The 24,603-nt window shown below is 66.1% G+C and carries 17 protein-coding genes and 2 pseudogenes; 8 read left to right on the forward strand and 11 right to left on the reverse strand.

Annotation, left to right across the window (positions count from 1 at the left end):
* The first annotated feature begins 1 nt into the window (after nucleotide 1).
* Nucleotides 2-2,149: a 3-hydroxyacyl-CoA dehydrogenase NAD-binding domain-containing protein gene (locus MICSW_RS07910; RefSeq protein ID WP_347424358.1), complete on the forward strand. Its 2,148-nt coding sequence runs from the start codon at nucleotides 2-4 to the stop codon at nucleotides 2,147-2,149.
* Nucleotides 2,150-2,215: 66 nt separating this feature from the next.
* On the opposite strand, the gene dxs is transcribed toward MICSW_RS07910, so the two are convergent.
* From dxs to dut, 5 genes and pseudogenes are all read right to left on the reverse strand, one after another.
* Complete coding sequence (gene dxs / locus MICSW_RS07915) at nucleotides 2,216-4,162, reverse strand: 1-deoxy-D-xylulose-5-phosphate synthase (RefSeq protein WP_292733643.1); 1,947 nt, start codon at nucleotides 4,160-4,162, stop codon at nucleotides 2,216-2,218.
* A 135-nt stretch (nucleotides 4,163-4,297) separates the two neighbouring features.
* Nucleotides 4,298-7,132 (reverse strand): aconitate hydratase, encoded by a 2,835-nt coding sequence (locus MICSW_RS07920; protein WP_464495050.1) that lies wholly within the window; start codon nucleotides 7,130-7,132, stop codon nucleotides 4,298-4,300.
* A gap of 132 nt (nucleotides 7,133-7,264) precedes the next feature.
* Nucleotides 7,265-8,020, reverse strand: coding sequence for a DUF3159 domain-containing protein (locus MICSW_RS07925; RefSeq protein ID WP_414683138.1), 756 nt, complete (start codon nucleotides 8,018-8,020; stop codon nucleotides 7,265-7,267).
* Nucleotides 8,017-8,645, reverse strand: a pseudogene (locus MICSW_RS07930) (DUF3710 domain-containing protein). Before MICSW_RS07930 ends, MICSW_RS07925 begins: the two are co-directional and overlap by 4 nt.
* Nucleotides 8,642-9,115: a dUTP diphosphatase gene (dut, locus tag MICSW_RS07935; protein ID WP_292728992.1), complete on the reverse strand. Its 474-nt coding sequence runs from the start codon at nucleotides 9,113-9,115 to the stop codon at nucleotides 8,642-8,644. Before dut ends, MICSW_RS07930 begins: the two are co-directional and overlap by 4 nt.
* A 24-nt stretch (nucleotides 9,116-9,139) precedes the next feature.
* Between dut and MICSW_RS07940 the strand changes: the two genes are divergently transcribed.
* Nucleotides 9,140-9,610, forward strand: coding sequence for a DUF3093 family protein (locus tag MICSW_RS07940; RefSeq protein ID WP_292728995.1), 471 nt, complete (start codon nucleotides 9,140-9,142; stop codon nucleotides 9,608-9,610).
* Nucleotides 9,611-9,626: 16 nt separating this feature from the next.
* Here MICSW_RS07940 and MICSW_RS07945 read toward each other — a convergent pair whose 3' ends face one another.
* Nucleotides 9,627-9,920 (reverse strand): DUF4193 domain-containing protein, encoded by a 294-nt coding sequence (locus tag MICSW_RS07945; RefSeq protein WP_228178831.1) that lies wholly within the window; start codon nucleotides 9,918-9,920, stop codon nucleotides 9,627-9,629.
* A 210-nt stretch (nucleotides 9,921-10,130) separates the two neighbouring features.
* Here MICSW_RS07945 and sepH point away from each other — a divergent pair, with 210 nt between their 5' ends.
* Nucleotides 10,131-11,177, forward strand: a complete 1,047-nt coding sequence (gene sepH / locus MICSW_RS07950; RefSeq protein WP_464495056.1) for a septation protein SepH — start codon at nucleotides 10,131-10,133, stop codon at nucleotides 11,175-11,177.
* Nucleotides 11,178-11,199: 22 nt separating this feature from the next.
* Here the strand turns inward: sepH and MICSW_RS07955 are convergent, their stop codons facing one another.
* On the reverse strand, nucleotides 11,200-12,321 hold the full coding sequence (locus tag MICSW_RS07955) for an alkaline phosphatase family protein (RefSeq protein ID WP_464495057.1): 1,122 nt from the start codon (nucleotides 12,319-12,321) through the stop codon (nucleotides 11,200-11,202).
* A 71-nt stretch (nucleotides 12,322-12,392) separates the two neighbouring features.
* Here MICSW_RS07955 and MICSW_RS07960 point away from each other — a divergent pair, with 71 nt between their 5' ends.
* The gene (locus tag MICSW_RS07960; RefSeq protein ID WP_375236765.1) at nucleotides 12,393-14,852 is read left to right on the forward strand and encodes a DNA gyrase/topoisomerase IV subunit A; all 2,460 of its coding nucleotides are present in this window, start codon (nucleotides 12,393-12,395) and stop codon (nucleotides 14,850-14,852) included.
* A 31-nt stretch (nucleotides 14,853-14,883) separates the two neighbouring features.
* On the opposite strand, the gene MICSW_RS07965 is transcribed toward MICSW_RS07960, so the two are convergent.
* Complete coding sequence (locus tag MICSW_RS07965; protein ID WP_374198028.1) at nucleotides 14,884-16,956, reverse strand: DNA gyrase/topoisomerase IV subunit B; 2,073 nt, start codon at nucleotides 16,954-16,956, stop codon at nucleotides 14,884-14,886.
* A 166-nt stretch (nucleotides 16,957-17,122) separates the two neighbouring features.
* Between MICSW_RS07965 and MICSW_RS07970 the strand changes: the two genes are divergently transcribed.
* Both MICSW_RS07970 and MICSW_RS07975 read left to right on the forward strand, forming a co-directional pair.
* Nucleotides 17,123-17,338: a DUF7455 domain-containing protein gene (locus MICSW_RS07970; protein ID WP_374198029.1), complete on the forward strand. Its 216-nt coding sequence runs from the start codon at nucleotides 17,123-17,125 to the stop codon at nucleotides 17,336-17,338.
* A gap of 32 nt (nucleotides 17,339-17,370) precedes the next feature.
* Nucleotides 17,371-18,387, forward strand: coding sequence for a sugar-transfer associated ATP-grasp domain-containing protein (locus MICSW_RS07975; protein WP_228178847.1), 1,017 nt, complete (start codon nucleotides 17,371-17,373; stop codon nucleotides 18,385-18,387).
* A 7-nt stretch (nucleotides 18,388-18,394) separates the two neighbouring features.
* Here the strand turns inward: MICSW_RS07975 and MICSW_RS07980 are convergent, their stop codons facing one another.
* The 3 genes and pseudogenes from MICSW_RS07980 to MICSW_RS07990 form a co-directional block, all read right to left on the reverse strand.
* On the reverse strand, nucleotides 18,395-19,093 hold the full coding sequence (locus MICSW_RS07980; protein WP_228178849.1) for a coenzyme F420-0:L-glutamate ligase: 699 nt from the start codon (nucleotides 19,091-19,093) through the stop codon (nucleotides 18,395-18,397).
* Nucleotides 19,090-20,582 (reverse strand): annotated as a pseudogene (locus tag MICSW_RS07985) (RNA polymerase sigma factor). The gene MICSW_RS07980 and the pseudogene MICSW_RS07985 overlap by 4 nt, the downstream one beginning before the upstream one ends.
* A gap of 107 nt (nucleotides 20,583-20,689) precedes the next feature.
* Nucleotides 20,690-21,607, reverse strand: a complete 918-nt coding sequence (locus tag MICSW_RS07990) for a proteasome assembly chaperone family protein (RefSeq protein WP_228178854.1) — start codon at nucleotides 21,605-21,607, stop codon at nucleotides 20,690-20,692.
* Nucleotides 21,608-21,689: 82 nt separating this feature from the next.
* Here MICSW_RS07990 and MICSW_RS07995 point away from each other — a divergent pair, with 82 nt between their 5' ends.
* Complete coding sequence (locus tag MICSW_RS07995) at nucleotides 21,690-23,174, forward strand: leucyl aminopeptidase (RefSeq protein ID WP_464495069.1); 1,485 nt, start codon at nucleotides 21,690-21,692, stop codon at nucleotides 23,172-23,174.
* Nucleotides 23,171-24,544 (forward strand): dihydrolipoyl dehydrogenase, encoded by a 1,374-nt coding sequence (lpdA, locus tag MICSW_RS08000; RefSeq protein ID WP_228178857.1) that lies wholly within the window; start codon nucleotides 23,171-23,173, stop codon nucleotides 24,542-24,544. Before MICSW_RS07995 ends, lpdA begins: the two co-directional genes overlap by 4 nt.
* The last annotated feature ends 59 nt before the right edge of the window (nucleotides 24,545-24,603 follow it).

Below are 24,603 nucleotides of genomic sequence, written 5' to 3' on the forward strand. Positions count from 1 at the left end.
CATGACCAACTACGACGAGATCGACTTCTCGCCGCTGGATGACCTCACCGACGGCGAGGTCATCACGCACTCGCTGGTGACCGACGTGCGTCTGGCCTCCGGCAAGGTGCTGGCCCTTGTCACCCTCGACAACGGGCGTGATCACACGCGGCCCAACACGCTCGGACCGGCAACGCTCAAGGAGCTCGGGGAAACACTCGACGCTCTCGCCGCTCGCGCCGCGGCCGGCGAGATCGATGCTCTGGCCATCACGGGCAAGCAGTACATTCTTGCCGCCGGTGCCGACCTGAGCGACGTCTCTCGGGTTCCCTCGGCCGCTATCGCCAAACTGATCGCGCAGCGGGGCCATCAGGTCCTCGGCAAGCTCTCGAGCCTCGGCGTACCCAGCTTCGCTTTCGTGAACGGTCTCGCGCTCGGCGGCGGGCTCGAGATCGCGCTGAACTCCACGTATCGCACGGTGGATGCTTCGGCGGCCGCTATCGCGCTCCCCGAGGTGTTCCTCGGCATCATTCCCGGCTGGGGTGGAGCGTACCTGCTCCCCAACCTCATCGGTATCGAGAACGCGCTCGAAGTCGTCGTCTCCAACCCGCTGAAGCAGAACCGGGTACTCAAGCCCCAGCAGGCTTACGACCTCGGCATCATGGATGCCATCTTCCCGGCAGCGAATTACCTTGAGGATTCACTGCGCTGGGCCGATGGCGTCCTCACCGGCTCGGTCAAGGTCGAGCGCAAGAACGAGCCGGGCAAGATCGAGCGTCTGACCAAGTGGCCGATCGCGATCAAGATGGCTCGCGGGATGCTGGAGAGCCGCATCGGCACGGTCCCCCGCTCCCCCTACGTCGCGCTCGATCTTCTCGACAAGGCCAAGGGCGGCACGAAAGCAGAAGGCTTCGCTCGCGAGGATGAGGCACTGACCGATCTCATCACCGGCGATCAGTTCGCGGCATCCATGTACGCGTTCGACCTCGTACAGAAGCGTGCCAAGCGACCCGTCGGCGCTCCCGACAAGGCGCTTGCCAAGAAGGTCCAGAAGGTCGGGATCATCGGTGCCGGCCTCATGGCCAGCCAGTTCGCGCTGCTGTTCGTGCGAAAGCTCCAGGTGCCGGTCCTGATCACCGACCTTGATCAGGCGCGCGTCGACAAGGGACTCGCCTACATCCACGAAGAGATCGGCAAGCTCGAGCAGAAGGGACGACTCGACGGGGATGGTGCGAATCGCCTTCGTGCGCTCATCCACGGCACCACCGACAAGAACGAGTACGCCGACTGCGACTTCGTGATCGAGGCGGTTTTCGAGGAGGTCGGGGTCAAGCAGCAGGTGTTCGGCGAGATCGAGAAGATCATCGCCGAAGACGCGATCCTCGCGACAAACACGTCGTCGCTGTCGGTCGAAGAGATCGGAGCGAAGCTCGAGCACCCGGAGCGGCTCGTGGGATTCCACTTCTTCAACCCGGTGGCGGTGATGCCGCTGATCGAAATCGTGAAGACCCCCACCACCGACGAGGCGGCGCTGTCGACTGCCTTCGTTGTGGCCAAGGGTCTGGGCAAGAACGCCGTCTTGACGGCCGATGCCCCGGGCTTCGTCGTCAATCGCCTCCTCGCGAAGGTCATGGGCGAGGCTGCTCGGGCCGTGTACGAGGGCACGCCGCTGCTCACGGTCGAGAAGGCCTTCAGCCCTCTGGGGCTACCGATGAGTCCCTTCCAGCTCATCGACCTCGTCGGCTGGAAGGTCGCTGCGCATGTGCAGGACACCATGGCTTCCGCTTTCCCCGAACGCTTCTACGCCAACGAGAACTTCCACGAGCTGGCGGAGCTGCCCCAGGTCGTGGAGAAGGACAAGAACGGCAAGGTCACCGGTTGGACGAAGCCTGCCGAGAAGATCCTCAAGCCGGCCGTGGGTACCGCCCCGGCAGGCGAAGACGAGATTCTCCGCCGCGTCCAGGACGGGTTGGCGCAGGAGATCCGCATCATGCTCGATGAGGGCGTCGTACCCGAGGTTGAAGACATCGATCTCTGCCTGATCCTCGGCGCCGGCTGGCCCTTCATCGACGGGGGCGCATCGCCGTACCTTGATCGCGAGGGCGCATCTCAGCGCGTGTTCGGGGGTACCTTCCACGAACCTCCGATCCGAGGAATCGCCGCCGTCTGACCTGGCGGCAAACGAGGAGGGGCCCGGCTGGATCAGCCGGGCCCCTCCTCGTTTGCCGTTGTTGCGTCAGTCGCGGCGCCGGGCGAACTCGGCGACGAAATCGGAGCTGTTTTCAGCGCGGCGCGCGATCGGAATTCTGGTGCCGAGAACTTGAGCGACCACATCCTGAGCGATCTTGCTGGCGACGAGCCCGGCATCCTCGAGGATCTGCTCGCGGCTTGCATGGGCGATGAACTCATCCGGAAGGCCGAGCTCATCAACGGCGGTATCGACGCCCGCCTCGCGCAGGACCTGGCGCACGCGCGTCCCGATCCCGCCGACACGGATGCCGTCTTCGATCGTGATCACGAGCCGGTGCGCGGCGGCGAGGTCGATGACAGAACGCTGTACGGGGATCACCCAGCGCGGGTCGATGACCGTCGCGCCGATCCCTTGGGCGCGCAGGCGGCTGGCGACGTCCATAGCAATGTGCGCCATGGGGCCGATGCCCACCAGCAGAACGTCCTCCGCGCCTCCCCTTGTAAGGATATCGACGCCATCCTCGAGACGTTCTACGGCGGGAAGGTCGGGAAGCACTGACCCCTTCGGGAAGCGCACGACCGTGGGTGCATCAGACACCGCGACAGCCTCGCGGAACTCTTCGCGCAGGCGCTCCGCGTCCCGCGGGGCAGCGATCCGGATGTTCGGGACGAGTTGGAGCATGGCAAGGTCCCACACGCCGTGGTGGCTCGGACCGTCGGGCCCGGTGACACCGGCGCGATCGAGAACGAAGGTGACGCCCGCGCGGTGCAGAGCGACATCCATCATGACCTGGTCGAACGCACGGTTCATGAAGGTGGCGTAGATCGCCACGACCGGATGCAGGCCCCCGAAGGCGAGACCCGCGGCTGACGCAACGGCGTGCTGTTCAGCGATGCCGACGTCGTAGACCCGCTGCGGGAAGCGCTCTGCGAACGGTTGCAGACCGGTGGGGCGCAGCATCGCAGCGGTGATGGCGATCACGTCTTCGCGCTCGGTTCCCACCTCCACGAGCTCCTGGGCGAAGACATCGGTCCAGGCCGATGCGCCCGACCCACCGACCGGCTCACCCGAAACGGGGTCGATCTTGCCCACAGCATGGAACTGGTCCGCGACGTCGCGAAGGGCTGGTTCGTAACCGCGACCCTTCTCGGTGATCGCGTGCACGATGACAGGCGCCCCGTGCTCCTTCGCGAGCTCGAGTGTTTCGAGCAGCATCGGCAGGTCGTGGCCGTCGATCGGGCCGAGGTACTTGATATCGAGGTTGGAGTACAACGCCTCGTTATTGGTGAATCGGGAAAGGAATCCCCGCGTTCCGCCGCGCACCCCCCGGTAGAAGGCGCGAGCTGCAGGCCCGAGTCGGCTGGATATCCGGTCGGATCGTTTACGCAGCGTCTCGTAGCTGGATGCCGTACGTACACGATTCAGATAGCGCGCCATGCCGCCGATCGTCGGTGCGTACGAGCGTCCGTTGTCGTTGACGACGATGACCAGATTGCGATCGTTGTCGTCCGAGATGTTGTTGAGCGCTTCCCAGGTCATGCCGCCCGTCAGCGAGCCATCACCGACAACGGCCACCACGTGCCGATCTCGACGACCTGTTCGCGCGAAAGCCCGCGAAATTCCGTCAGCCCAGCTCAGGGAGCTGGAGGCGTGCGACGACTCGACGACGTCGTGTTCACTTTCCGAGCGCTGAGGGTAGCCGGCGAGCCCATCACGGCTGCGCAGCTGTGAGAAATCCTGACGCCCCGTGAGGAGTTTGTGGACATACGACTGGTGCCCGGTGTCGAAGATGATCGGGTCATCGGGTGACGAGAACACCCGATGGAGCGCGATGGTCAGCTCAACCACTCCGAGGTTCGGCCCGAGGTGGCCTCCCGTACGGGCGACGTTCTCGACGAGAAACGCGCGCACCTCTTCTGCGAGTTCGCCCAGCTGATCCGTCGTGAGCGCGTCCAGATCCCGTGGTGAGCGGATCGTGGGCAGCAGAGCCATCTCACTCCTCCCGTCGGGTCGCATCCCAGCTGGGATGCGATCTGGCAAGTCTATCGAGGCACCGCTGGGCGGGATCGAGCACACTCGTGTTTCGATCCCGCCCAGCGATGAACGTCGACAGCGCCGTGATGAACCTCAGACGAGCGAGCGCAGCACGTACTGGAGGATGCCGCCGTTACGGTAGTAGTCAGCCTCTCCCGGGGTGTCGATGCGAACGATCGCGTCGAACTCGATGGTCTGCTTGCCCTCCGGCGAGAACTCGCTCGGCTCGGCGGTCACCCGCACCGTCTTGGGTGTCACGCCTTCGTTGAGCTGCTCGAGGCCGGTGATGCTGATGACCTCGGTGCCGTCCAGGCCGAGAGACTTCCAGCTCTCCCCGGCGGGGAACTGCAGCGGCACGACACCCATCCCGATGAGGTTCGAGCGGTGGATACGCTCGAAGCTCTCGGTGATGACGGCCTTCACGCCCAGCAGGTTCGTTCCCTTGGCAGCCCAGTCGCGCGATGAACCGGAGCCGTACTCCTTGCCGCCGAAGACCACCAGCGGAATACCGCGCTCCTGGTAGTTCATGCTCGCGTCGTAGATGTAGGACTGCGGGCCGCCCTCCTGCGTGAAGTCGCGCGTGTATCCGCCCTCGACGACCTGACCGTCGTTGACGGCAGCGACAAGTTCGTTCTTCAGCCGGATGTTGGCGAACGTGCCGCGGATCATGACTTCGTGGTTTCCGCGGCGCGAGCCGTAGGAGTTGAAGTCCTTCTGCGCGACGCCGTGCTCTGCCAGATACTGGGCGGCGGGGGTTCCCGCCTTGATGTTTCCGGCGGGGCTGATGTGGTCGGTCGTCACCGAGTCACCGAGGGTAGCCATCACGCGTGCTCCGCGAATGTCGCTTACGGGGGTGAGCTCCATCGTCATGCCGTCGAAGTACGGGGCCTTGCGAACGTAGGTGGAGTTCGGGTCCCATTCGAACTGCGCGGCATCCGGGGTGGGAAGACTGCGCCACCGCTCGTCACCGTCGAACACTGTCGCGTACTGCTTGATGAACTGCTCACGCGAGATCGACGAGTCGATGACCTCCTGGACCTCGTCGGTCGAGGGCCAGATGTCCTTGAGGAACACGTCGTTCCCATCCTGGTCCTGGCCGAGCGGGTCGGTCTCGAAGTCGAAGTTCATCGAGCCGGCCAGGGCGTAGGCCACCACGAGAGGCGGCGATGCCAGATAGTTCATCTTGACATCCGGGCTGATCCGACCCTCGAAGTTGCGGTTGCCCGAGAGCACCGCGGTCACTGCAAGGTCGTGGTCATTGATCGCTGCCGACACCTCGTCGATGAGCGGACCGGAGTTGCCGATGCAGATCGTGCAGCCGTAGCCGACCGTGTAGAAGCCGAGACCCTCCAGCGCCTTGTCGAGGCCCGATGACTCGTAGTAGTCGGTGACAACCTTCGAGCCCGGGCCCAGGGTCGTCTTGACCCACGGCTTGCGCTTGAGGCCCTTGTCGACGGCCTTCTTCGCCAGCAGACCTGCCGCAAGCATGACCGACGGGTTCGAGGTGTTCGTGCAGGAGGTGATCGCCGCGAGCGTGACCGCGCCGTTGTCGAGCAGATAGCTCTGACCCTCGGGGGTCGTCACCTTGACGGGCTTGGATGCCGCAGCCGGACCTCCCGACGAGATGAGCACGTCGTGCACGTGACCGTCCTCGTCACCGGGCTCCCCACCGGGATCGGATGCCGGGAACGAGCCCTGCGACTCGAGGTCGACGATCGAATCCGATGACGTGGGCGCGGCGTAGTTGAGAATGTCCTTCTCGAACTGCTCCTTCGCCTCAGAAAGCAGAATGCGATCCTGCGGGCGCTTCGGACCGGCGATCGAGGGCACGACCGTGCCGAGATCGAGTTCCATGTACTCGCTGAAGACGAGTTCGCGGGCCGGATCGTGCCACATCGCCTGCAGCTTCGCGTATGCCTCGACCAGCGCAACAGTCTGCTCGTCGCGGCCCGTGAGCCGCAGGTAGTCGAGCGTGACGTCGTCGATCGGGAACATGGCAGCGGTCGAACCGAACTCGGGGCTCATATTGCCGATGGTCGCGCGGTTGGCCAGGGGAACGGATGCCACACCTTCGCCATAGAACTCGACGAACTTGCCGACCACGCCGTGCTTGCGGAGCATGTCGGTGATCGTGAGCACGACATCCGTGGCGGTCACGCCCGCCGGGATCGAGCCGGTGAGCTTGAAGCCCACGACTCGCGGGATGAGCATGGAGACCGGCTGACCGAGCATGGCGGCCTCGGCCTCGATGCCGCCCACTCCCCAACCGAGCACGCCGAGACCGTTGACCATGGTGGTGTGCGAGTCGGTACCGACGCACGTGTCGGGGTAGGCGCGGAGCACACCGCCGACCTCACGGTCGTACACGACCTTCGCGAGGTGCTCGATGTTCACCTGGTGCACGATGCCGGTGCCGGGGGGAACGACCTTGAAGTCGTCGAAGGCGGTCTGGCCCCACCGCAGGAACTGGTAACGCTCGCCGTTGCGCTCGTACTCGATCTCGACATTGCGCTCGAGTGCGTTGGGCGTTCCGAAGAGGTCAGCGATCACCGAGTGGTCGATCACCATCTCGGCGGGCGAAAGCGGGTTGATCTTGGCGGGATCCCCACCGAGGTCGGTCACGGCCTCGCGCATCGTCGCGAGATCGACGATGCAGGGAACACCGGTGAAGTCCTGCATCACGACGCGTGCCGGGGTGAACTGGATCTCGGTGTCGGGCTCGGCGTCAGGGTTCCACGAACCGAGCGCCTGGATCTGCTCCTTGGTGACGTTCGCACCGTCCTCGGTGCGAAGCAGGTTCTCCAGCAACACCTTCAAGCTGAAGGGAAGCTTCTCGTAGCCGGCGACGGAGTCGATCCGGAAGATTTCGTAGTCGGTCTCCCCGACTGTCAGTGTGCTCTTGGCACCGAAGCTGTCAACGGTGGACATGTGTGCTCCTTCGTCGGCGGAGGCGGGAAGCCGGTCGCTCCCCATCTTGTTCGTCAGCTTCGGACCCTGCCAGCAAGGCGAGCCTTACTGGGTCTGAAGCCGAAAAGTATCTTGACGTCAAGATAAATGGTATCACTCGGCGCGGCGCGGATACAGAGCCCGAACCACCAGCCAGGTCACGGCGATGAGGGGCGCGAATAGCGGGATGCCCATCAGCAGCTTGGTCGTCCCGAGCGCCGTCACGTCTCCCGCGAAGTAGAGCGGGAGCTGGACGATCAGGCGCGCAGCGAAGAGCGCGGCCCATGCGATCGACAACCAGAAGAAGACCCGGCGCTTGCGCGGATCGCGGCGCCAGGCCGTTCCCTCGCCCATGAGGAATCCCACGGCGAGCCCGATCAGCGACCATCCCACTACCGCTGACACCAGAAATGCCGATCCGTAGACGGCGTTCGTGACGAAACCGAGGACGAAGTTGTCCTCCGCCCTTCCCGTCCAGAGGGCAAGCGCTGCTGCAGCGGCTGCGGCGATCAAGCCCCCCAGCGCGGCGTTCAGCGACGAGCGCGCAATGAGACGCGCGACGGTGAAAACCAGTGCGAGCCCCACCGACACTGCGAGCGACAGCACAAGTTCGCTCGTGAGCGTATAAAGCACGAGGAAGGCAAGGCTTGGGAGGACCGATTCGAGGATGCCGCGCCAGCCGCCGATCGCAGCCCAGACTGCACGCCCAGTCGTGACGTCCTGAGCGGGGTCGAGCCCCGCGCGCCGAGCAGCCTCACCGAGAGCGGCGCTCACGGCATCCGAGACCCGCGGCTGCTCTCCGCCTGCCGGGGAAGGCCCTGACTCTTCGGGGTGCGCCGAGTCATCGGCGCCCGAGCGTGGAGTGCTCACGCGGTACCCGGCGTTGCGGGCATTCGAAGCGGGATCAGGTCTCGGGGGGCATCGGGGTGGTCCCGCGCACCACGACGATCGAGCGGAACAGATCCTCGATCTGTGCTGCAGCCTCCACATCGGTGGCCGCGGCGCCGCCGACGACGCCACGCAGGAACCACCGGGGTCCGTCCACACCGATGAAGCGCGCGATGCGCTTACCTGCCGACGGATCGGTTCCGGCCACAACCGGCACTTCCGCGAGGAGCTCTGGCCCGAGCGGGCCCTGGCGCTCTTCGACGCGACCGCCCTGTTGGCGGATCTGCGCGCGAATCTGGTCTCGGGTCTCGTTCCACAGACCGGTCGATCGAGGCGCTGCAAAAGCCTGGACCTGCAGAGTAGAACCAGCGTAGTCAAGGCCGACAGCGACGATGCGCTTGGTCTGCTCCTCCACCTCGAGGCGCAGATTCAGGCCCTCACGCGGCAGGATCTTGATCGCGCCGAGGTCGATGTACGGACGCACGGCCCGCGCTTCGGCCTCATCGAACGGGCCCGACTGCTCCCGGTCCGCGGGAGCGGACTTGGCGTCCTTCTCGGGTCCGTCAGTCGAGGCGTCGGGTGAACCGTCGTCGATCTGCTCCGTCATCGTGCTGCGCTCCGTCCCATGCCGTCAACGCTACCCCCGACGTAGCCGGTCGATCCGAATCCGCCGTCGCCGCGGACGCTGTCGGGCAACTCCTCGACGGGCAGGAAACGCGCGATGGTCACCGGCATGATGATCATCTGCGCGATACGGTCCCCCACCGCGATCTCGTAGGACTCGCGGGCGTCGGTGTTCAGAAGGCACACCTTGATCTCGCCGCGGTATCCGGCGTCCACCGTGCCCGGCGAGTTCACAACCGTGATGCCGTGCTTGGCGGCAAGCCCGCTTCGGGGAACGACGAAGGCCGCGTATCCATCCGGGAGTGCGATGCGAACACCGGTTCCCACGAGGGCGCGCTCCCCCGGCTCGAGGCGCACGGCCTCAGCGGCGACCAGATCCGCGCCGGCGTCGCCCGGGTGGCTGTATGTCGGCGGGTGGGCGGCGATAATGGGGATGTCCACGGATGGGGTCACGCAACGAGGGTAATGCAGAACACGATGGCGACGACGAGAGTCCAGACCTCAGCCGACTACCGCGAACGGCTGGGTCCGTCGCTGTGGGTGGTCGTGTCTGCTGCGGTGGTGGCGCCGATGGCGGCGCTGGTCCTGGTGCCGATCGACACCACCGTCGCACTGGCTGTCGGTGCCGTGATCGGGGTCGCCGCAATTGCGCTGCTGGTCTGGGTCAGCCCGGTCGTTCGCGTCAGCGAGGGACGCGTCTTCGCCGGCCGCGCCTGGATCGAGGCCAGCTACCTCGGCGAACCCGTCGCCCTCACTGGTGAGGATGCGCGCTTCGCGCGCGGCCCGGGACTGGATGCGACGGCATGGCACGTCATTCGCGGCGGGATCGACGGGCTCGTGGTCGTCCCTGTCGTCGACTCGGACGACCCGGCACGGGCCTGGGTCATCTCGAGTCGGACACCGGACAGGCTCGCTGCGGCGATTCGGCGCGCGCAGGCGTCGCGCTAGGCGGTTTGCCCGCTGATCAGGCTGCGCACTCCTTGCAGATGATGCCAACTGCTTCCTCGTGGTCCACCTGCGAGCGGTGCTTCACCAGGAAGCAGCTGGCGCAGGTGAATTCGTCCTGCTGCGGCGGGAGCACCACCACGTCAAGCTCGAGGTCGGAGAGGTCGGCCCCCGGCAGCTCGAAGCCAGACGGGTTGTCGGAGTCGTCGACGTCGACCGAACCCGACATCTTGTCGGGGACCCGCTCCTTGAGCGCCTCGATGGACTCGCTGTCGTCGTCGCTCTTGCGGGGTGCGTCGTAGTCGGTGGCCATTCTCTACTTCCGTTGCGTGATGCTGTGGTGCGGTGCTGCGGGGCCGCTATGGGCGGCGATAGTTTGCACGACAGATCGGGATTTAGCAAATGCTCACTCCGTGTGCCGACGTGGACGAAACGGGCGGCGCGCGATGGATATTCCCTGACGCAGCCGAACGGTGTGCCAGCATGGGGCCGACACGCCGAAGAGGCACGGGAGGAGCGTGGGATGGAACAGCTCAAAGTCATCGCGACGGAAGACGATCAGCTGATCCTCGCAACAGAGTCGGGCGACAGGTTCACGCTCGCCCTCGATGATGCACTGGCATTCGAGGTCCGCCGGGCCCGCCGGGCACGCGAGTCCGACGCATCTGCTGCTCGCCCGAGCCCTCGAGACATCCAGACGCAGATCCGCGCCGGCCTCAGCGCAGAAGAGGTCGCGGAGCTTCTCGGGGCTCGTGTCGAGGATGTGCGCCGGTACGAAGGTCCCGTGCTGGCCGAACGAGAGCACGTCCTCAGCCAGGCGCTGGCAGTCCCGGTGCTCGTTTCTGCAGAGCTGGAACCCGACGGCGAGTCCACGTTCGGTGCGGCGGTGCGCGCGAAGCTCGCTGAAGCGGGTGCCACCGCGGAGCGGTGGACGAGCTGGAAGGATGCGACGGGCTGGGTGATCAAGCTCGAGTTCCGCACCGGTGATGTCGACCGCGATGCGCGCTGGGGCTTTGACCCGCGACGTACGACGCTGTCGCCGTTGAACACCGATGCAACGCAGCTGTCGAGGCAAGGAGCACTCCCCGACGGTCTCATCCCGCGGCTGCGTGCCCTTGATCCGTCGCCGTCGAAGGATGACTCACGGTTCGACTCCGGCGCGTTCGGCCCTCGGCGAGACGATGATCAGGCACGCGAGGCCGAGCGCCCCGCTGAGCGCACCCCGGAACGCGCAAGCGCCGCGGTCCGTGAGGCGGCGACCAAGCGCGCCGCCGACCCTGTCGTGACGACCTCTCCGGAGACAGCGGATCTGCTCGAAGCGCTGCGCCGTCGTCGCGGCCAGCGCGAATCCGCTCCGGAGCCTTCGACCGATGAGGCAGAACGTTCGCCGGTTGCGCTGTTCGATGCGCTCGAGCCCGGATACGACGAGACCACCACTCCCCCTGCAGCGGCGGCCGACGAGGAGCCGGCGGATCTGGAAGCCACACAGCTGTCGTCATCCCGCAGGCGCGGTCGCTCGTCCCTACCGACGTGGGACGAGATCGTTTTCGGCGCTCGCTCTGACGAGTAGCCCGACCCCGGGCCCAACGCCGTCAAACTGCGTATGCGCCAGCTCGTAGCAGGGGGACGACTGACTCCTCGAGCGTGAGCGATCCGTGCTGCCCCACCATGCGCTGCGGTGACCGGTCGTCGAGACGGTTGTCGTAGTAGGCGACCCGGGCTCGTGCGGCGACAAGGACATCACCGATCCGATCAGCGACGGTCGGGCGCACGCTCCCGAACACCCCGGCGGCAATGGCTTCGTCACGGGTCATCACCCAGGCGCGGTCGGCATCGGCGGCTCGCCACACGCCCGCCACCGCGTCAGCCGCTTGAGGCTCCGTATACAGATGCAGCATCCGCGGTTCGCCCGCTATATCGGCGACGCCCTCGAGCCGTGGATCGCCGTCGTCCAGGAGCACGTGACGGCCCGCTGGGACATCGATCATTCCGTGATCGGCGGTGATGAGCACGCCGGCCTGCGGCGCTGCACGCACGAGGTCGCGAAGGGAGGCATCCACGCGTTCGAGGCCCTCCGTCCACGCCCCGGACTCCCAGCCGGCGCGGTGGCCGATGCCGTCGAGCTCGGGAACGTAGAGGTAGGTGAAACTGCCCGGATGCTGCGCCGCGAGTGCACCCGCACGGGCGATCCGCTCGTCCAGGTCGGTGACCCCGACGAACTGGGCTCCGTCGGTGGTCGCGCGGGTGAAGCCCGTCGTGGCAAACTCCGGCTTCGAGACCACGAAGACCGGCGCGTGCCGGGCCTGCGCACGAGTGAGCGGCTGCTCTTGCTGCCAATCGTCGGGCAGGTCGCCGTCTTCCCAGCCATGGAGCAGGTTCGCAACGCGGCCGGTCTTGGGGACACGAACCCGGTACCCGAGCATCCCGTTCTGTCCGGGATCCGTCGCCGTGAGCAGGCCCGTGAGCGCGCTGGCTGTGGTCGAGGGAAAGGTCGTACGGGCGACGTCGCGGATGCCGCTGATGCTCGCCAGAAACCTCGCGTGGCCGGCGCGTGCCCGCAGTTGTGCAGCGCCCACTCCGTCGAGCATGACGAGGACGGTGCTCTGGGCGGGTCGCAGCCAGATGCTCTCCCCGCGCAGCGAACGGAACATCTCCGGCACGACGTCGGTGAGGCTCCGGGTTCTCGGCGAGTGCGCAGGTAGTGTGATCGGCATCCACGCCAGTCTCCCACGGCCCCTCTTCCCGGAGGCCGAGGTGCGTCCGTCCCAGCGTTCGAGGTTTTGTCATGCCGTCATCCCGTCCCCCCCAGCCCGCTGAGGTCGCCGAGCGGATCGAGGATGTCGACGTCGCAGCTGAAATGCAGGGCTCGTTCCTCGAGTACGCCTACTCGGTGATCTACTCCCGCGCACTTCCCGATGCACGCGACGGGCTCAAGCCTGTGCAGCGGCGCATCCTCTTCCAGATGGCAGACATGGGATTGCGGCCCGATCGCGGGCACGTCAAGAGCTCGCGCGTCGTCGGCGAGGTGATGGGAAAGCTCCACCCCCATGGCGATGCGGCGATCTACGACGCCCTGGTGCGCCTCGCGCAGCCCTTCTCGCTGCGCGTGCCCCTCGTGGACGGGCACGGAAACTTCGGGTCGCTCGATGACGGTCCCGCGGCTCCCCGATACACCGAGGCGCGACTGGCGGCCCCGGCGCTTGCGCTCACCGAGAACTTGGATGAAGACGTCGTCGACTTCATCCCGAACTACGACGGGCAGTTCCAGCAGCCCGCGGTGCTGCCCGCAGCCTTCCCGAACCTGCTCGTCAATGGCGCGTCGGGCATCGCGGTGGGCATGGCAACGAACATGGCGCCGCACAACCTCATCGAGGTCGTAGCAGCCGCGATCCATCTGCTCGAAAACCCCGAGGCCACCGTGGAAGAGCTCATGGAGTTCGTTCCCGGACCGGACTTCCCGTCGGGAGGCATCGTCGTCGGCCTCGACGGAGTGAAGGATGCCTACGCGAAGGGCCGAGGCTCGGTCAGGACCCGCGCGAAGGTGTCGATCGAGTCGTTGGGGCCGCGACGAACCGGCCTGGTGGTGACCGAGCTTCCCTACCTCGTCGGCCCCGAGCGGGTGATCGAGAAGATCAAGGATGCCGTCACGTCCAAGAAGCTGCAGGGCATCGCCGATGTCACCGATCTCACCGACCGCCACCGCGGACTGCAGCTGGTCATCGGCATCAAGACCGGGTTCGACCCGAATGCCGTGCTGGAACAGCTGTACCGACTGACGCCACTTGAGGACTCCTTCGGCATCAACAACGTGGCGCTCGTCGAGGGGCAGCCGCAGACGCTCGGCCTCAAGGAAATGCTCGAGGTCTACGTCAGGCACCGCATCGAGGTCGTGACGCGGCGCAGCCGTCATCGCCTGGGAAAGCGGCGCGAGCGGCTGCACCTGGTCGAGGGCCTCCTGATCGCGATCGTGGACATCGACGAAGTCATCCAGGTGATCCGCACCTCGGATGACGGCGAGCAGGCCCGCTCACGACTCATGGAGGTCTTCGACCTCTCCCAGCCGCAAGCCGAGTACATCCTTGAGCTTCGTCTGCGCAGGCTTACCCGCTTCTCGCGCATCGAGCTCGAGCAGGAGCGCGACGCGTTGAAGGCCGAGATCGCCGAGCTGGAGGCGCTGCTTGCGAGCGACAAACTGATCCGCGCGCAGGTCGCCACCGAACTAGATGCCGCGGCTGAGGCGTTCGGCACGCCCCGCCGCACGCTGCTGCTCAACGGCGGCCCCGTTGCGTCACGGTCGTCGTCGAAGAAACCCGTCGATCTGCAGATCGCCGACACTCCCTGCCGTGTGTTCCTCTCGGCGACAGGCCGAATGGTTCGGGCTGACCTCGATCCGGAGGCGACGGGCGGCGGGATCGTGTCGCCCACACGGCGGTCGAAGCATGATGCGATCCGCAGCGCCGCCGACGCGACCACTCGCGGGCACCTCGGGGCCCTGACGACCCGCGGACGCCTCGTGCGCTTTACGCCGGTCGACCTCCCGTCCGTCCCCGGCAACTCGGTGCAACTGGCGGCGGGAACCCGCGCAGACCAGTACCTCGGGCTCTCGGGCGGTGAACACGTTGTCGCGATCGTTCCGCTCGATGGGACGATCCCCCTTGCGCTGGGTACCGCCCAGGGTGTCGTCAAGCGCGTCCTCCCGAGCGAAATCGCCGCCCGCGACGAGATCGAGATCATCTCCCTGAAGCCCCACGACGCTGTCGTGGGCGGAGCGCTGGCTCCCGACGATGCCGAACTTCTCTTCGTCACCGACGATGCGCAGCTGCTGCGTTTCGACGCGAGCGCGGTGCGGGCTCAGGGGCGCGCAGCCGGCGGTATGGCCGGTATCCGTCTCGGCTCGGGCGCTGCCGTCATCGGCTTCGCCGTGATCCCGGCCATGGAAGCTGCCGAGGCGGTCGTGGTGACGGCGGCGGGAAGTGCAGGTGCACTTGCTGGTGCAGACGTGAGTTCGGGCAAGGTATCGCCGCTGAGCGAATTCCCACCGAAGGGTCGCGCCACCGGCGGTGTGCGCGCGCACCGACTGCTCAAGGGCGAGGATCGCCTGGTTCTGGCCTGGGCAGGTTCCGACCCGCGCGCAGTGGCGCAAGACGGTGCAGCACGAACCCTGCCCCCCGCCGGCGCCAAGCGCGACGCGTCCGGGGTCTCGCTCGAAGCCGGCGTCGCCGCGATCGGCACTGTCGTCCGCTGAGCCCGACGCCGGCGCTGTTGCCGGGAACCGCTCAGGCGTCGATGCGTTCGCGGGCGAGCCGGTCGGACGACTCGATCAGGAACTCGCGTCGCGGTGCGACGTCATTACCCATGAGCAGTTCGAAAACGGATGCCACAGCCTCCGCATCCTGGACGCGAACCCGACGCAGAGTGCGACCCGCGCGATCCATCGTCGTGGTCGCGAGCTGCTCGGCATCCATCTCACCAAGACCCTTGTAGCGCTGGATGGGCTCCTGCCACGTACGGCCGGCCTTCGTGAGGCGGTTCAGCAGGGCATGAAGCTCCGCCTCGCTGTACGTGTAGAGCGTCTCGTTGGGTTTGGACCCCGGATGCTTCACGACGACGCGGTGAAGCGGCGGAACGGCGGCGAACACCCGTCCTTCCTCGATCAGTGGTCGCATGTAACGGAAGAAGAGGGTGAGCAGCAGCGTACGAATGTGGGCGCCGTCAACATCGGCGTCGCTCATCAGGATCACCTTGCCGTAGCGCGCGGTGCTGATGTCGAACGACCTACCTGAACCGGCACCGATGACCTGGATGATCGACGCGCACTCCGCGTTCGAGAGCATGTCGCTGATCGACGCTTTCTGAACGTTGAGGATCTTTCCGCGGATCGGGAGCAGCGCCTGATACTCGCTGTTGCGCGCGAGCTTGGCGGTACCGAGCGCCGAGTCACCCTCGACGATGAAAAGCTCGGAATCGGCAACGTCGTTCGAGCGACAGTCGACAAGCTTCGCGGGAAGGGACGACGACTCCAGCGCATTCTTGCGTCGCTGGGTTTCCTTGTGCGCGCGCGCGGAGATGCGCGCCTTCATCTCAGCGACGACCTTGTCGAGCAGCAGCGAGGTCTGCGCCTTGTCGTCACGTTTGGACGAGGAGAATCGCGCAGCAAGTTCCCGGGCAACCACGGTCGAGACGATCTGGCGGACGGCAGGGGTGCCCAGAACCTCCTTCGTCTGTCCCTCGAACTGCGGCTCGGGGAGTCTCACCGTGAGCACGACAGTGAGGCCTGCCAAGATGTCGTCTTTATCGAGCTTGTCGTTGCCGACCTTCAGCCGACGTGCATTCTGCTCGACCTGCGTGCGGATCACCTTCATGAGGCCGGCCTCGAACCCCTGCTGGTGCGTGCCGCCCTTCGGGGTAGCGATGATGTTCACGAACGAGCGCATCGTGGTCTCGTAGCCGGTCCCCCACCGCACCGCGACGTCGACCTCACACGTCCTCTCCAGCTCCGTCGGCACCATGGCCCCGGATGCCTGCAGTACCGGCACGGTCTCGGTAAAGGTACCCGTGCCCTGCAGCCGCCAGGTGTCGGTGACCGCGGCGTCCGGAGCGAGGAACTCCGCGAACTCCGAAATCCCACCGTCGAAGCGGTACTCCGTCGTGAGCGGCGCCTCGGGGTCACGTTCATCGGTGATCGTGATCGACAGGCCCGGTACGAGGAAGGCCGTCTGCCTGGCCCGCTGCTGTAGGTCTTCGAGCGAGAACGATGCGTCGCGCGTGAAAATCTGCCGATCGGCCCAGTAGCGGATGCGTGTTCCGGTGACGCCCTTCGGAGCCCTGCCGACCACGCGAAGGGTCGAGCTCTTCTCGAACGGTGTGAAGGCGGAGTCCGGCGTGGGGCCCGCGAACTCGCCCGGTTCACCCCGGTGGAACGACATCGCCCAGGTCTTGCCGCCGCGGTCTACCTCGACATCCAGACGCTCCGACAGGGCATTGACGACTGACGCCCCGACGCCGTGCAGACCGCCCGACGCACTGTACGAACCGGACCCGAACTTTCCGCCGGCGTGCAGCTTCGTGAACACGACCTCGACGCCGGACAGTCCCGTGCGAGGCTCGATGTCGACGGGGATGCCGCGGGCTCGATCTCGCACTTCGACGCTCCCGTCGGCGTACAGCACGATCTCGATCGTCGAGCCGTGGCCGGCCAGCGCCTCATCGACCGAGTTGTCGATGATCTCCCACAGGCAGTGCATCAGACCGCGGGAATCCGTCGATCCGATGTACATTCCGGGGCGCTTGCGCACAGCCTCCAGGCCCTCGAGCACCTGCAGATGATGGGCGGAGTACTCGGCGGTCACAATCGTTCAGATTACGCGGCGTCGACAGGATCGACGGGGAGCCACGCGGCACTGGGGGCTGCGGTACGCGCTCAGCGAAATGTGACCCAATAGCGGCATACCCGAAACATCCCCGTGGTTGTATGTCATGACACCGCCAGGAGTGACGCACCGAGGAGGCATGACCATGGCTACCCTTTCCCCCGCAGAGATCGACGTCATCGAGAGCCGTCTTACCGCCGCCGACCGCTGCGACTCGTGCGGCGCTCAGGCCTACATCGCCGCCGAAGTGAACGGCAGCGAGCTGCTCTTCTGCGCCCACCACGGACGCCGCTACGAAGAGAAGCTGCGCGAGGTTGCGACGAGCTGGCACGACGAGACGCACCGTCTCAGCGCTGAGTGACCTCAGCACACGTCGAGTCCTGCACACCCTGAATGGCTTCGCTTGATCCGCGGACGCGGATGCACTACCGCGCCGCGCGGGCACGACAGATCGACGTCGTGTCGCTGTGGCAACGCGCGCGCGAAACGTCACGGGAGCACGATCGCTGGACTCCTGCCGTGCTCGCCGACATGCTCTGGTCGGCGGGCGTGCGTCAGGTCGGATTCCAGGACTACGTCGACTATGACTTCGCGACCCTGACCCGCGCGGAACGGGACACCTATATGACGCATCCCGTTTCGAACGAGCTGTCACAGCGATACGACGATCCGCGCCACCGTTCCCAGTTCCACAACAAGATCACGTTCAACGAGACGTTTGCGCCGTTTCTCCATCGCGAATGGATGACGATCACGCCCGACAACGCGGACGAGTTCCGCGATTTCGTCGAGCGCCACGGCACCGTCATCGTCAAGGAGCCGGTCGGTCAAGCGGGATCCGGCGTGCACCGCTATCGGGCGGATGCCGTCACCGACTGGTCGGCGTTCCACAGGGGTCTGCTCGACCGCGGAGAGCTTCTCGCCGAAGAAGTGATCACGCAGCATCCTGACCTTGCGGCTTTCTGCCCGGGCACGGTCAACACGACCCGGGTGACGACCTTCTTCGACGGCGAACGCACACATATCCTCGCGATGGCGCAGAAGTTCGGCCGAGGACAAGTCAGCGACCAGATGAGCTTCGGCGGCTTCTATTCGATGCTCGACGACGACGGCCGTGCGGTCGGCGCCGGATACGACTCGCACGGCAACGTGCACGAGCTGCACCCCGACACCGGACGCCGCATCTCCGACTTCACTCTGCCGATGCTCGGCGAGGTGAAGACCTTCATCGATGAGGTAGCACGCGTCGTTCCGACGGTGCGTTACGTGGGGTGGGATGTCGTCGTGACTCCCGCCGGCCCTGTCCTCGTCGAAGGCAACTGGGCGGCAGGGGTTTATGAGAACAAGCCCAGCGTGACCGGCATCCGCACCGGCCACAAGCCCCGGTACCGGGCTGCAATCGGCTTCTGAGAGGCGGCTAGACGGCGCGAACGATCCCGAGCGGCGTGGACTGGTGGCCTTGGCCCAGCGGGTTGTCGCGAAGCACAGCGAGCAGCGTCTTCTCGTCGGTCTTCGAAAGGGTCGACCCGAGGATGTTCCCGCCGAGGTCGTTGATGTCGACCACCGCGACCTCGACGCCCGGCGCCAGCAGCGTCTTCAGATGCTGAGCTACCTCACGGGGACGCTCCGGGCCCAGCACCACGGCGCTGTTGTAGGGCGGGATGGTTCCGCTCGTCGGGCCGTCGATGGCGCGGGCACGGTCGCCGGCGATCCGGTAGAAGTCGCCGGAGCGCCCAAACGCCTTCGTGACCGCGGAGACTGCCGCCGCGAACAGGATGCGGGGTGTGCCGCACTCGCGCAGCGCCATTTCCATCGTCTCGGGCATTCCGAGTCCGATCCCGTAGGGAGTTCGGGTCACGTAGCGCGCCAGGAACCGGGCCAGCTTGCGCGGCTGAATGTCCGAAACCGCGTACGAGCGGCCCTGTGTGATCGCGACGATCTTCTCGGTGACGAACAGCGTGTCGCCGGCGGCAGCGTGCTCGAGGGCGTATTCGCGGATGATGTCATCGAGATCATCGCCGGGCATGACCACCCGCGTGCGGATCGGAATCCGTCGATAGCGCGCGCCGTCGATATCGACTTCGAGCGCCTTCCCCTCGTTGGCGACGCCGGTCATTCCAGATAGTCCCGCAGCGACTGCGACCGCGACGGGTGGCGAAGCTTGGCCATCGTCTTCGACTCGATTTGGCGGATCCGCTCACGGGTCACACCGAACGTGTCGCCGATCTGGTCGAGCGTCTTGGGCTGACCGTCGCCGAGTCCGAAACGCATCCGGATGACGCCGGCCTCTCGCTCCGACAAGGAGTCGAGGAGAGACTCCAGCTGGCGCTGCAGCATCGTGAACCCGACCGCGTCGGCAGGAACAACAGCCTCGGTGTCCTCGATGAGGTCACCGAACTCGCTGTCACCGTCCTCACCGAGCGGCGTGTGCAGCGAGATCGGCTCACGGCCATACTTCTGAACTTCGATGACCTTCTCGGGGTCATGTCCAGTTCGCGGCTGAGCTCTTCGGGGGTGGGTTCGCGACCCAGGTCCTGCAGCATCTGACGCTGGACGCGGGCGAGCTTGTTGATGACTTCGACCATGTGTACCGGGATACGGATGGTGCGCGCCTGGTCCGCCATGGCGCGGGTGATCGCCTGACGAATCCACCACGTCGCATAGGTCGAGAATTTGAAGCCCTTGGTGTAGTCGAACTTCTCAACAGCTCGGATGAGGCCGAGGTTGCCCTCCTGGATGAGGTCGAGGAACTGCATCCCGCGACCCGTGTAGCGCTTGGCGAGCGAGACGACCAGACGCAGGTTCGCACCCAGCAGGTGGCTCTTGGCGCGCTGACCATCGCGCGCGATCCACTGCAGGTCCAAACCGAGCTGGCTGGACTTCTCGGCGGGCGTCATGTTCGAGAGCTTCTCTTCGGCGAACAAACCCGCCTCGATCCGCATAGCGAGCTCGACCTCTTCGGCCGCATTCAGCAGCGGAACCTTACCGATCTGCTTCAGGTAGTCCTTGACCGGGTCAGCTGTCGCACCGGTGATCTGCGTCGAGTAGATCGGGACGTCATCCTCGTCGTTCGACGTGATGACGATGGCGCCGCTGGGGAGCGGCTCGGTGAACACCGGCTTGCCGGACGTTTCGTCGTCGTCCGAGTCGTCGCCGTCGTCGGAGGCATCCTTCGCGGCCGGCGCGTCGGAAGCGTCATCGGACGATTCCGAGTCCGAAGAGTCGTCGTCTTCGCCCTCATCGTCGCCGTCCACGTCAGCCTCGGCGAGTTCTTCATCCTCGTCGACGTGGTCGTCATCCGCGCTCTTCTTGGATGTCTTTTTGGTGCTGGCCTTCGCACCCGCGGCGCCGCTACGCTTCTTGGCGGCGGGACGCTTGCTGGCAGGAGTCGTGGCGACTTCGTCGTCGCTCTCGATCTCGGGCGCCAGCTCGTCCGCGTCGGCCTTCTTAGCGCGCGTACGGGTGGATGTCGTGCTTGCGGTCACGTTTCGCCTCTCAGCGCACGGCGATCTGATTGCCGCGCTGTTGGTTTCGGACGCTAGTAAGACCCTTGTCAAGTCCCGCGGCGTGTGACGGTCGCGGGTGACAATGGGTCGAACCACCATTGTCTCATACTCCGTGCACGATTCCTGGCCTACTCCCCTGGCCACGCGAACGGATACCCAGCACAACCTCTCTGAGGCGTTACCTATTCCAGTCGCCCAGGTGGCGATCAGCCCTTGTCGTCGTCGCCGGCGGGCCGGGTCGCGAGATAGCGCTCCAATTCCGCGGCAATCTCGTCCGCGGTCGGCAGGTCACCGGTGTGGATGATCGGCGTCGCGTTCGTGGCCCCAGCCATGTAGGCGTCATAGCGCTCTTCGAGAGTCTCGATCATTCGCTGCAGCTCGTCGCTGCCACCAACCTGCTCCTGCACCTTCTCGAGATACTCCCGGTTCTCTTCGCGGAGCTCGTCTCCCGCGAAGACCAGTCCGGTGGCAACCGTCACGCTGTCCAGCGCAGCGAGAGCTGCTGCCGGATATTGCGTGTCGGCGAGATAGTGAGGCACGAGAAGCACGAAACCCGCGACATCCGCAGCGGTCTCGGCAAAGCGATACTCCAGAAGGTGGCCGACAGTCGCGGGCACCTGTGTCTCGGGCTGCCATACCGAGTGAGCCGCCGTCAGTTCCGTCCGGGTGCCGCTCACCGTGGTTCCCAACGGGCGCGTGTGAGGCACGGGCATCGGAATCGCATGCACCCACGTGACGCTCGACACGTCGAGTTCCGCGGCGAGGTCAAGGACCGCTGCCGTGAACGAGTCCCACGCAAAGTCCGGCTCGTATCCCGTGAGCGCGACGAACGGTTGACCCAGCGCGTCGTGGACGAGAGAGAGCTCCAGCCGAGGAGGACGATAGTCAGTGAGGTGGTCGTGCTCGAAGGAGATGACCGGGCGACGGGCACGGTAATCGAGAAGGATGTCGTTCTCGAAAACCGCGATCGGGGTCGGCTCCAGGTCTTCCCTCACATACGTGACGATCCGACTCACGGCGGAGCCAGCGTCGGTGAACCCGGTGAGCGCGATCACGAGCGGCAGACCCGCGGGCACCGGCGGAGCGCTGGCGACGCGGTGATAGACGGGTACCGACAGAGTCATGCCTCCATGCTAGGCGCGTGGTCGCGGCGACCGCCCCGACGCGTGCCGCTCAGAGCGAACACCCCCGACCTAGGATGAATGCATGGCCAGTCCTGTCGTCGATTTCAGCGAAGCCCCGGTTACCGAACACGACGCAGACGCGGTGGTGATGGTCGTCCCTCTTGTTTCTGCAACCACTGACGACGAGTGGGAGTCGCTTCCCGGTTTGCGCGAGAGCCTGGAGTCGATCGGGTTCACCGGCTCGTCCGGGTCGTACGCTCGCGTGGCGGCTCCGCAGCTCTTCGCCAAGCCCGTCGCCGTGGTCGGTAGCGGCGCGGGGCGAGACGCCGCGTCAGTTCGCAACGCCGTCGGTATCGGATGCCGCACCCTCACCGGGTTCGCGTCGGTCGCTGTCGCTCTGCCGTTCCATGAGGCAGCAGACACGGCGCTTGCAGCAGCCGAGGGTGCAGGGCTCGGCGCCTACAGCTTCGCCAGCTTCAAGAAGGAGCCGCCCAAGCCGCGTGCTACCCGCGTCGTCGTTCACACCGCCGCGGCGGTTTCGCCAGCGGATGTGGCTCGGGTTCGCGCCGTCATCGAGGCAGTCGCGCTGGTGAAGGACCTCGTGACGACCCCTGCCGACGCTCTCGGCCCTGCCGATATGGCCCAGGCGACCAGCGACCTGCTGCGTGAGCTCCCGGCCACAGTCCGGGTGTGGGACGAGACCGAACTGGAAACGGGCGGGTTCGGCGGCATCCTCGGTGTCGGCCGCGGCTCGGCGCGCCCCCCGCGCCTCGTACGCGCCGAGTATGCGCCGGACGGCGCGACGCGCCATGTGGCTCTGGTCGGCAAGGGCATCACCTTCGATTCGGGTGGGCTTTCGCTCAAACCCGCCGCCGGAATGATCGACATGAAGTACGACATGTGCGGAGCTGCAACCGTGCTTGCTGTGCTTCGCGCCGTTGCCGGGATCGGCGCTCCCGTGCAAGTGTCGGCGTGGCTGTGCCTGGCCGAGAACATGCCCTCGGGGACTGCGACCCGCCCGGGCGATGTGCTTCGCATCGCCGACGGCACGACGGTCGAGGTCCTGAACACGGATGCCGAGGGTCGGCTCGTCCTCGCAGACGGACTGGTCGCCGCGAGCCGCGAGCATCCCGACCTCATCGTCGACGTCGCAACCCTCACGGGTGCGATCACCACGGCACTGGGAACGCGACACGCAGGCGTCATGGGAGATGACGACGCCGTCGCGCGATACCTCGCAGCCGCCGATCGCGTCAACGAACTCGCCTGGCAGATGCCGCTTCCCGACCACATGGTGGATGAACTCGACTCGCCTATCGCGGATCTCCGCAACGCGAAGGTCGGCGATCCCGCGGGTGGATCTCTCTTCGCAGGGCTGTTCCTTCGTCACTTCGTCGGCACACGCGGCGAAGCCGACGGCAACGAAGCGCGCATCCCGTGGGTTCACCTCGACATCGCCGGCGTCGGCATGAACAAGGGGGCAGCGTTCGGCTTCACCGACAAGGGACCGACCGCCGCGACGACCCGCAGCCTCATCGAGTTCGTGCTCAGCGAGGCGCGCCGATGAGCGAGGACGGCTTCGACATCATCGTCCTCGGCGGCGGCTCCGGGGGCTATGCGGCGGCGCTGCGCGCCCGGGAGCTCGGACGGACCGTCGCTCTGGTTGAAAGAGACCAGGTCGGTGGCACCTGCCTTCATCGCGGTTGCGTTCCCACGAAAGCCCTGCTGCACTCTGGTGAGGTTGCCGATGTCGTGCGCAACGCTGCCCATCACGGCGTGAGCGCGAGCTTTGAGGCCATCGATATTGCTGCGGTCCACGACTACCGGCGCAAGATCGTCAGCAAGAAACACGCGGGCCTCACAGGACTTCTCGCCGCACGCGGAGTCGTGACGATCACCGGTGACGGCTACCTCGAAGCTGATCGACGGGTGCGCGTCGGTGACCGTGTTCTGTCGGCATCCGACATCGTCCTCGCGACGGGGGGACGCACCCGCGAGCTTGCGGACGTGCCGCTCGGCGGAAGAGTGTTGAGCAGCGACACCGCGCTGGAACTCGACGAGGTGCCGTCATCGGTCGTGATCCTGGGCGGCGGCGTCATCGGTGTCGAGTTCGCCAGTATCTGGCGTTCATTTGGCGCCGAGGTCACGATCATCGAGCCGCTGGCACGCTTGCTTCCCTCCGAGGACGAGGCCAGCAGTGCCGCACTGCTCCGAGCGTTCCGCAAGCGCGGGATTGCGGCGAGCTTCGGAGCATCGTGCACCGGCGTCGATGCCGGCGAGGATCGGGTCACGGTGACGTTGTCGGATGGTTCGACGCGCACCGCCGACTACGTCCTCGTCGCCGCGGGCCGCATACCTGCGACCGCAGGTCTCGGCTTCGAGGATGCTGGCGTGGAACTCAACGCCGGTTTCGTTGTGACGGATGCCGAGCTGCGCACGAGCGCGCCGCACGTCTGGGCGGTGGGCGACATCGTCCGGGGCCCGCAACTTGCCCATCGCGGGTTCGCTCACGGCATCGCGGTGGCGGAGCGGATAGCGGGGCTCGCCGTTGCCCCGCTAGCGGACGAGGTAGTGCCCCGCGTTGCATACTCCAGTCCCGAAGTCGCGTCGGTGGGCCTCACGACGGCTGCCGCGATCGAACGCTTCGGCGAAGACGCTGTCGAGACCGCCGAGATCCCGCTGGCCGCGAACGCCAAGAGCGAGATCTTGGGAACATCCGGGTTCGCGCGGGTCGTGCGCCGTCGCGAAGGTCCCGTTCTCGGCGTGCATCTCGTCGGAGATCGGGTCGGCGAACTGATCACCGAGGGGCAGTTGCTCGTGGGGTGGGACGCGCATCCGGAAGATGTCGCTCCGCTCATTCACGCCCATCCGACACAGAGCGAGGCGCTGGGCGAGGCGCTCCTGCTGCTCTCGGGCAAACCGCTGCACGCGATCTGACGACCGCACCCGCAGAATCACTAAGCTGGAAAAGACATCGGCATTCTGAAGGAGACAAG

The organism is Microbacterium sp. SW12 (genome assembly GCF_055391095.1).

Coding starts and splice junctions, on each gene's coding strand:
- MICSW_RS07910 (WP_347424358.1), top strand. CDS start 2: ATGACCAACTACGACGAGATCGACTTCTCGCCGCTGGATGACCTCACC.
- dxs (WP_292733643.1), bottom strand. CDS start 4,162: ATGGCTCTGCTGCCCACGATCCGCTCACCACGGGATCTGGACGCGCTC.
- MICSW_RS07920 (WP_464495050.1), bottom strand. CDS start 7,132: ATGTCCACCGTTGACAGCTTCGGTGCCAAGAGCACACTGACAGTCGGG.
- MICSW_RS07940 (WP_292728995.1), top strand. CDS start 9,140: ATGGCGACGACGAGAGTCCAGACCTCAGCCGACTACCGCGAACGGCTG.
- MICSW_RS07945 (WP_228178831.1), bottom strand. CDS start 9,920: ATGGCCACCGACTACGACGCACCCCGCAAGAGCGACGACGACAGCGAG.
- sepH (WP_464495056.1), top strand. CDS start 10,131: ATGGAACAGCTCAAAGTCATCGCGACGGAAGACGATCAGCTGATCCTC.
- MICSW_RS07955 (WP_464495057.1), bottom strand. CDS start 12,321: ATGCCGATCACACTACCTGCGCACTCGCCGAGAACCCGGAGCCTCACC.
- MICSW_RS07960 (WP_375236765.1), top strand. CDS start 12,393: ATGCCGTCATCCCGTCCCCCCCAGCCCGCTGAGGTCGCCGAGCGGATC.
- MICSW_RS07970 (WP_374198029.1), top strand. CDS start 17,123: ATGGCTACCCTTTCCCCCGCAGAGATCGACGTCATCGAGAGCCGTCTT.
- MICSW_RS07975 (WP_228178847.1), top strand. CDS start 17,371: ATGGCTTCGCTTGATCCGCGGACGCGGATGCACTACCGCGCCGCGCGG.
- MICSW_RS07980 (WP_228178849.1), bottom strand. CDS start 19,093: ATGACCGGCGTCGCCAACGAGGGGAAGGCGCTCGAAGTCGATATCGAC.
- MICSW_RS07990 (WP_228178854.1), bottom strand. CDS start 21,607: ATGACTCTGTCGGTACCCGTCTATCACCGCGTCGCCAGCGCTCCGCCG.
- MICSW_RS07995 (WP_464495069.1), top strand. CDS start 21,690: ATGGCCAGTCCTGTCGTCGATTTCAGCGAAGCCCCGGTTACCGAACAC.
- lpdA (WP_228178857.1), top strand. CDS start 23,171: ATGAGCGAGGACGGCTTCGACATCATCGTCCTCGGCGGCGGCTCCGGG.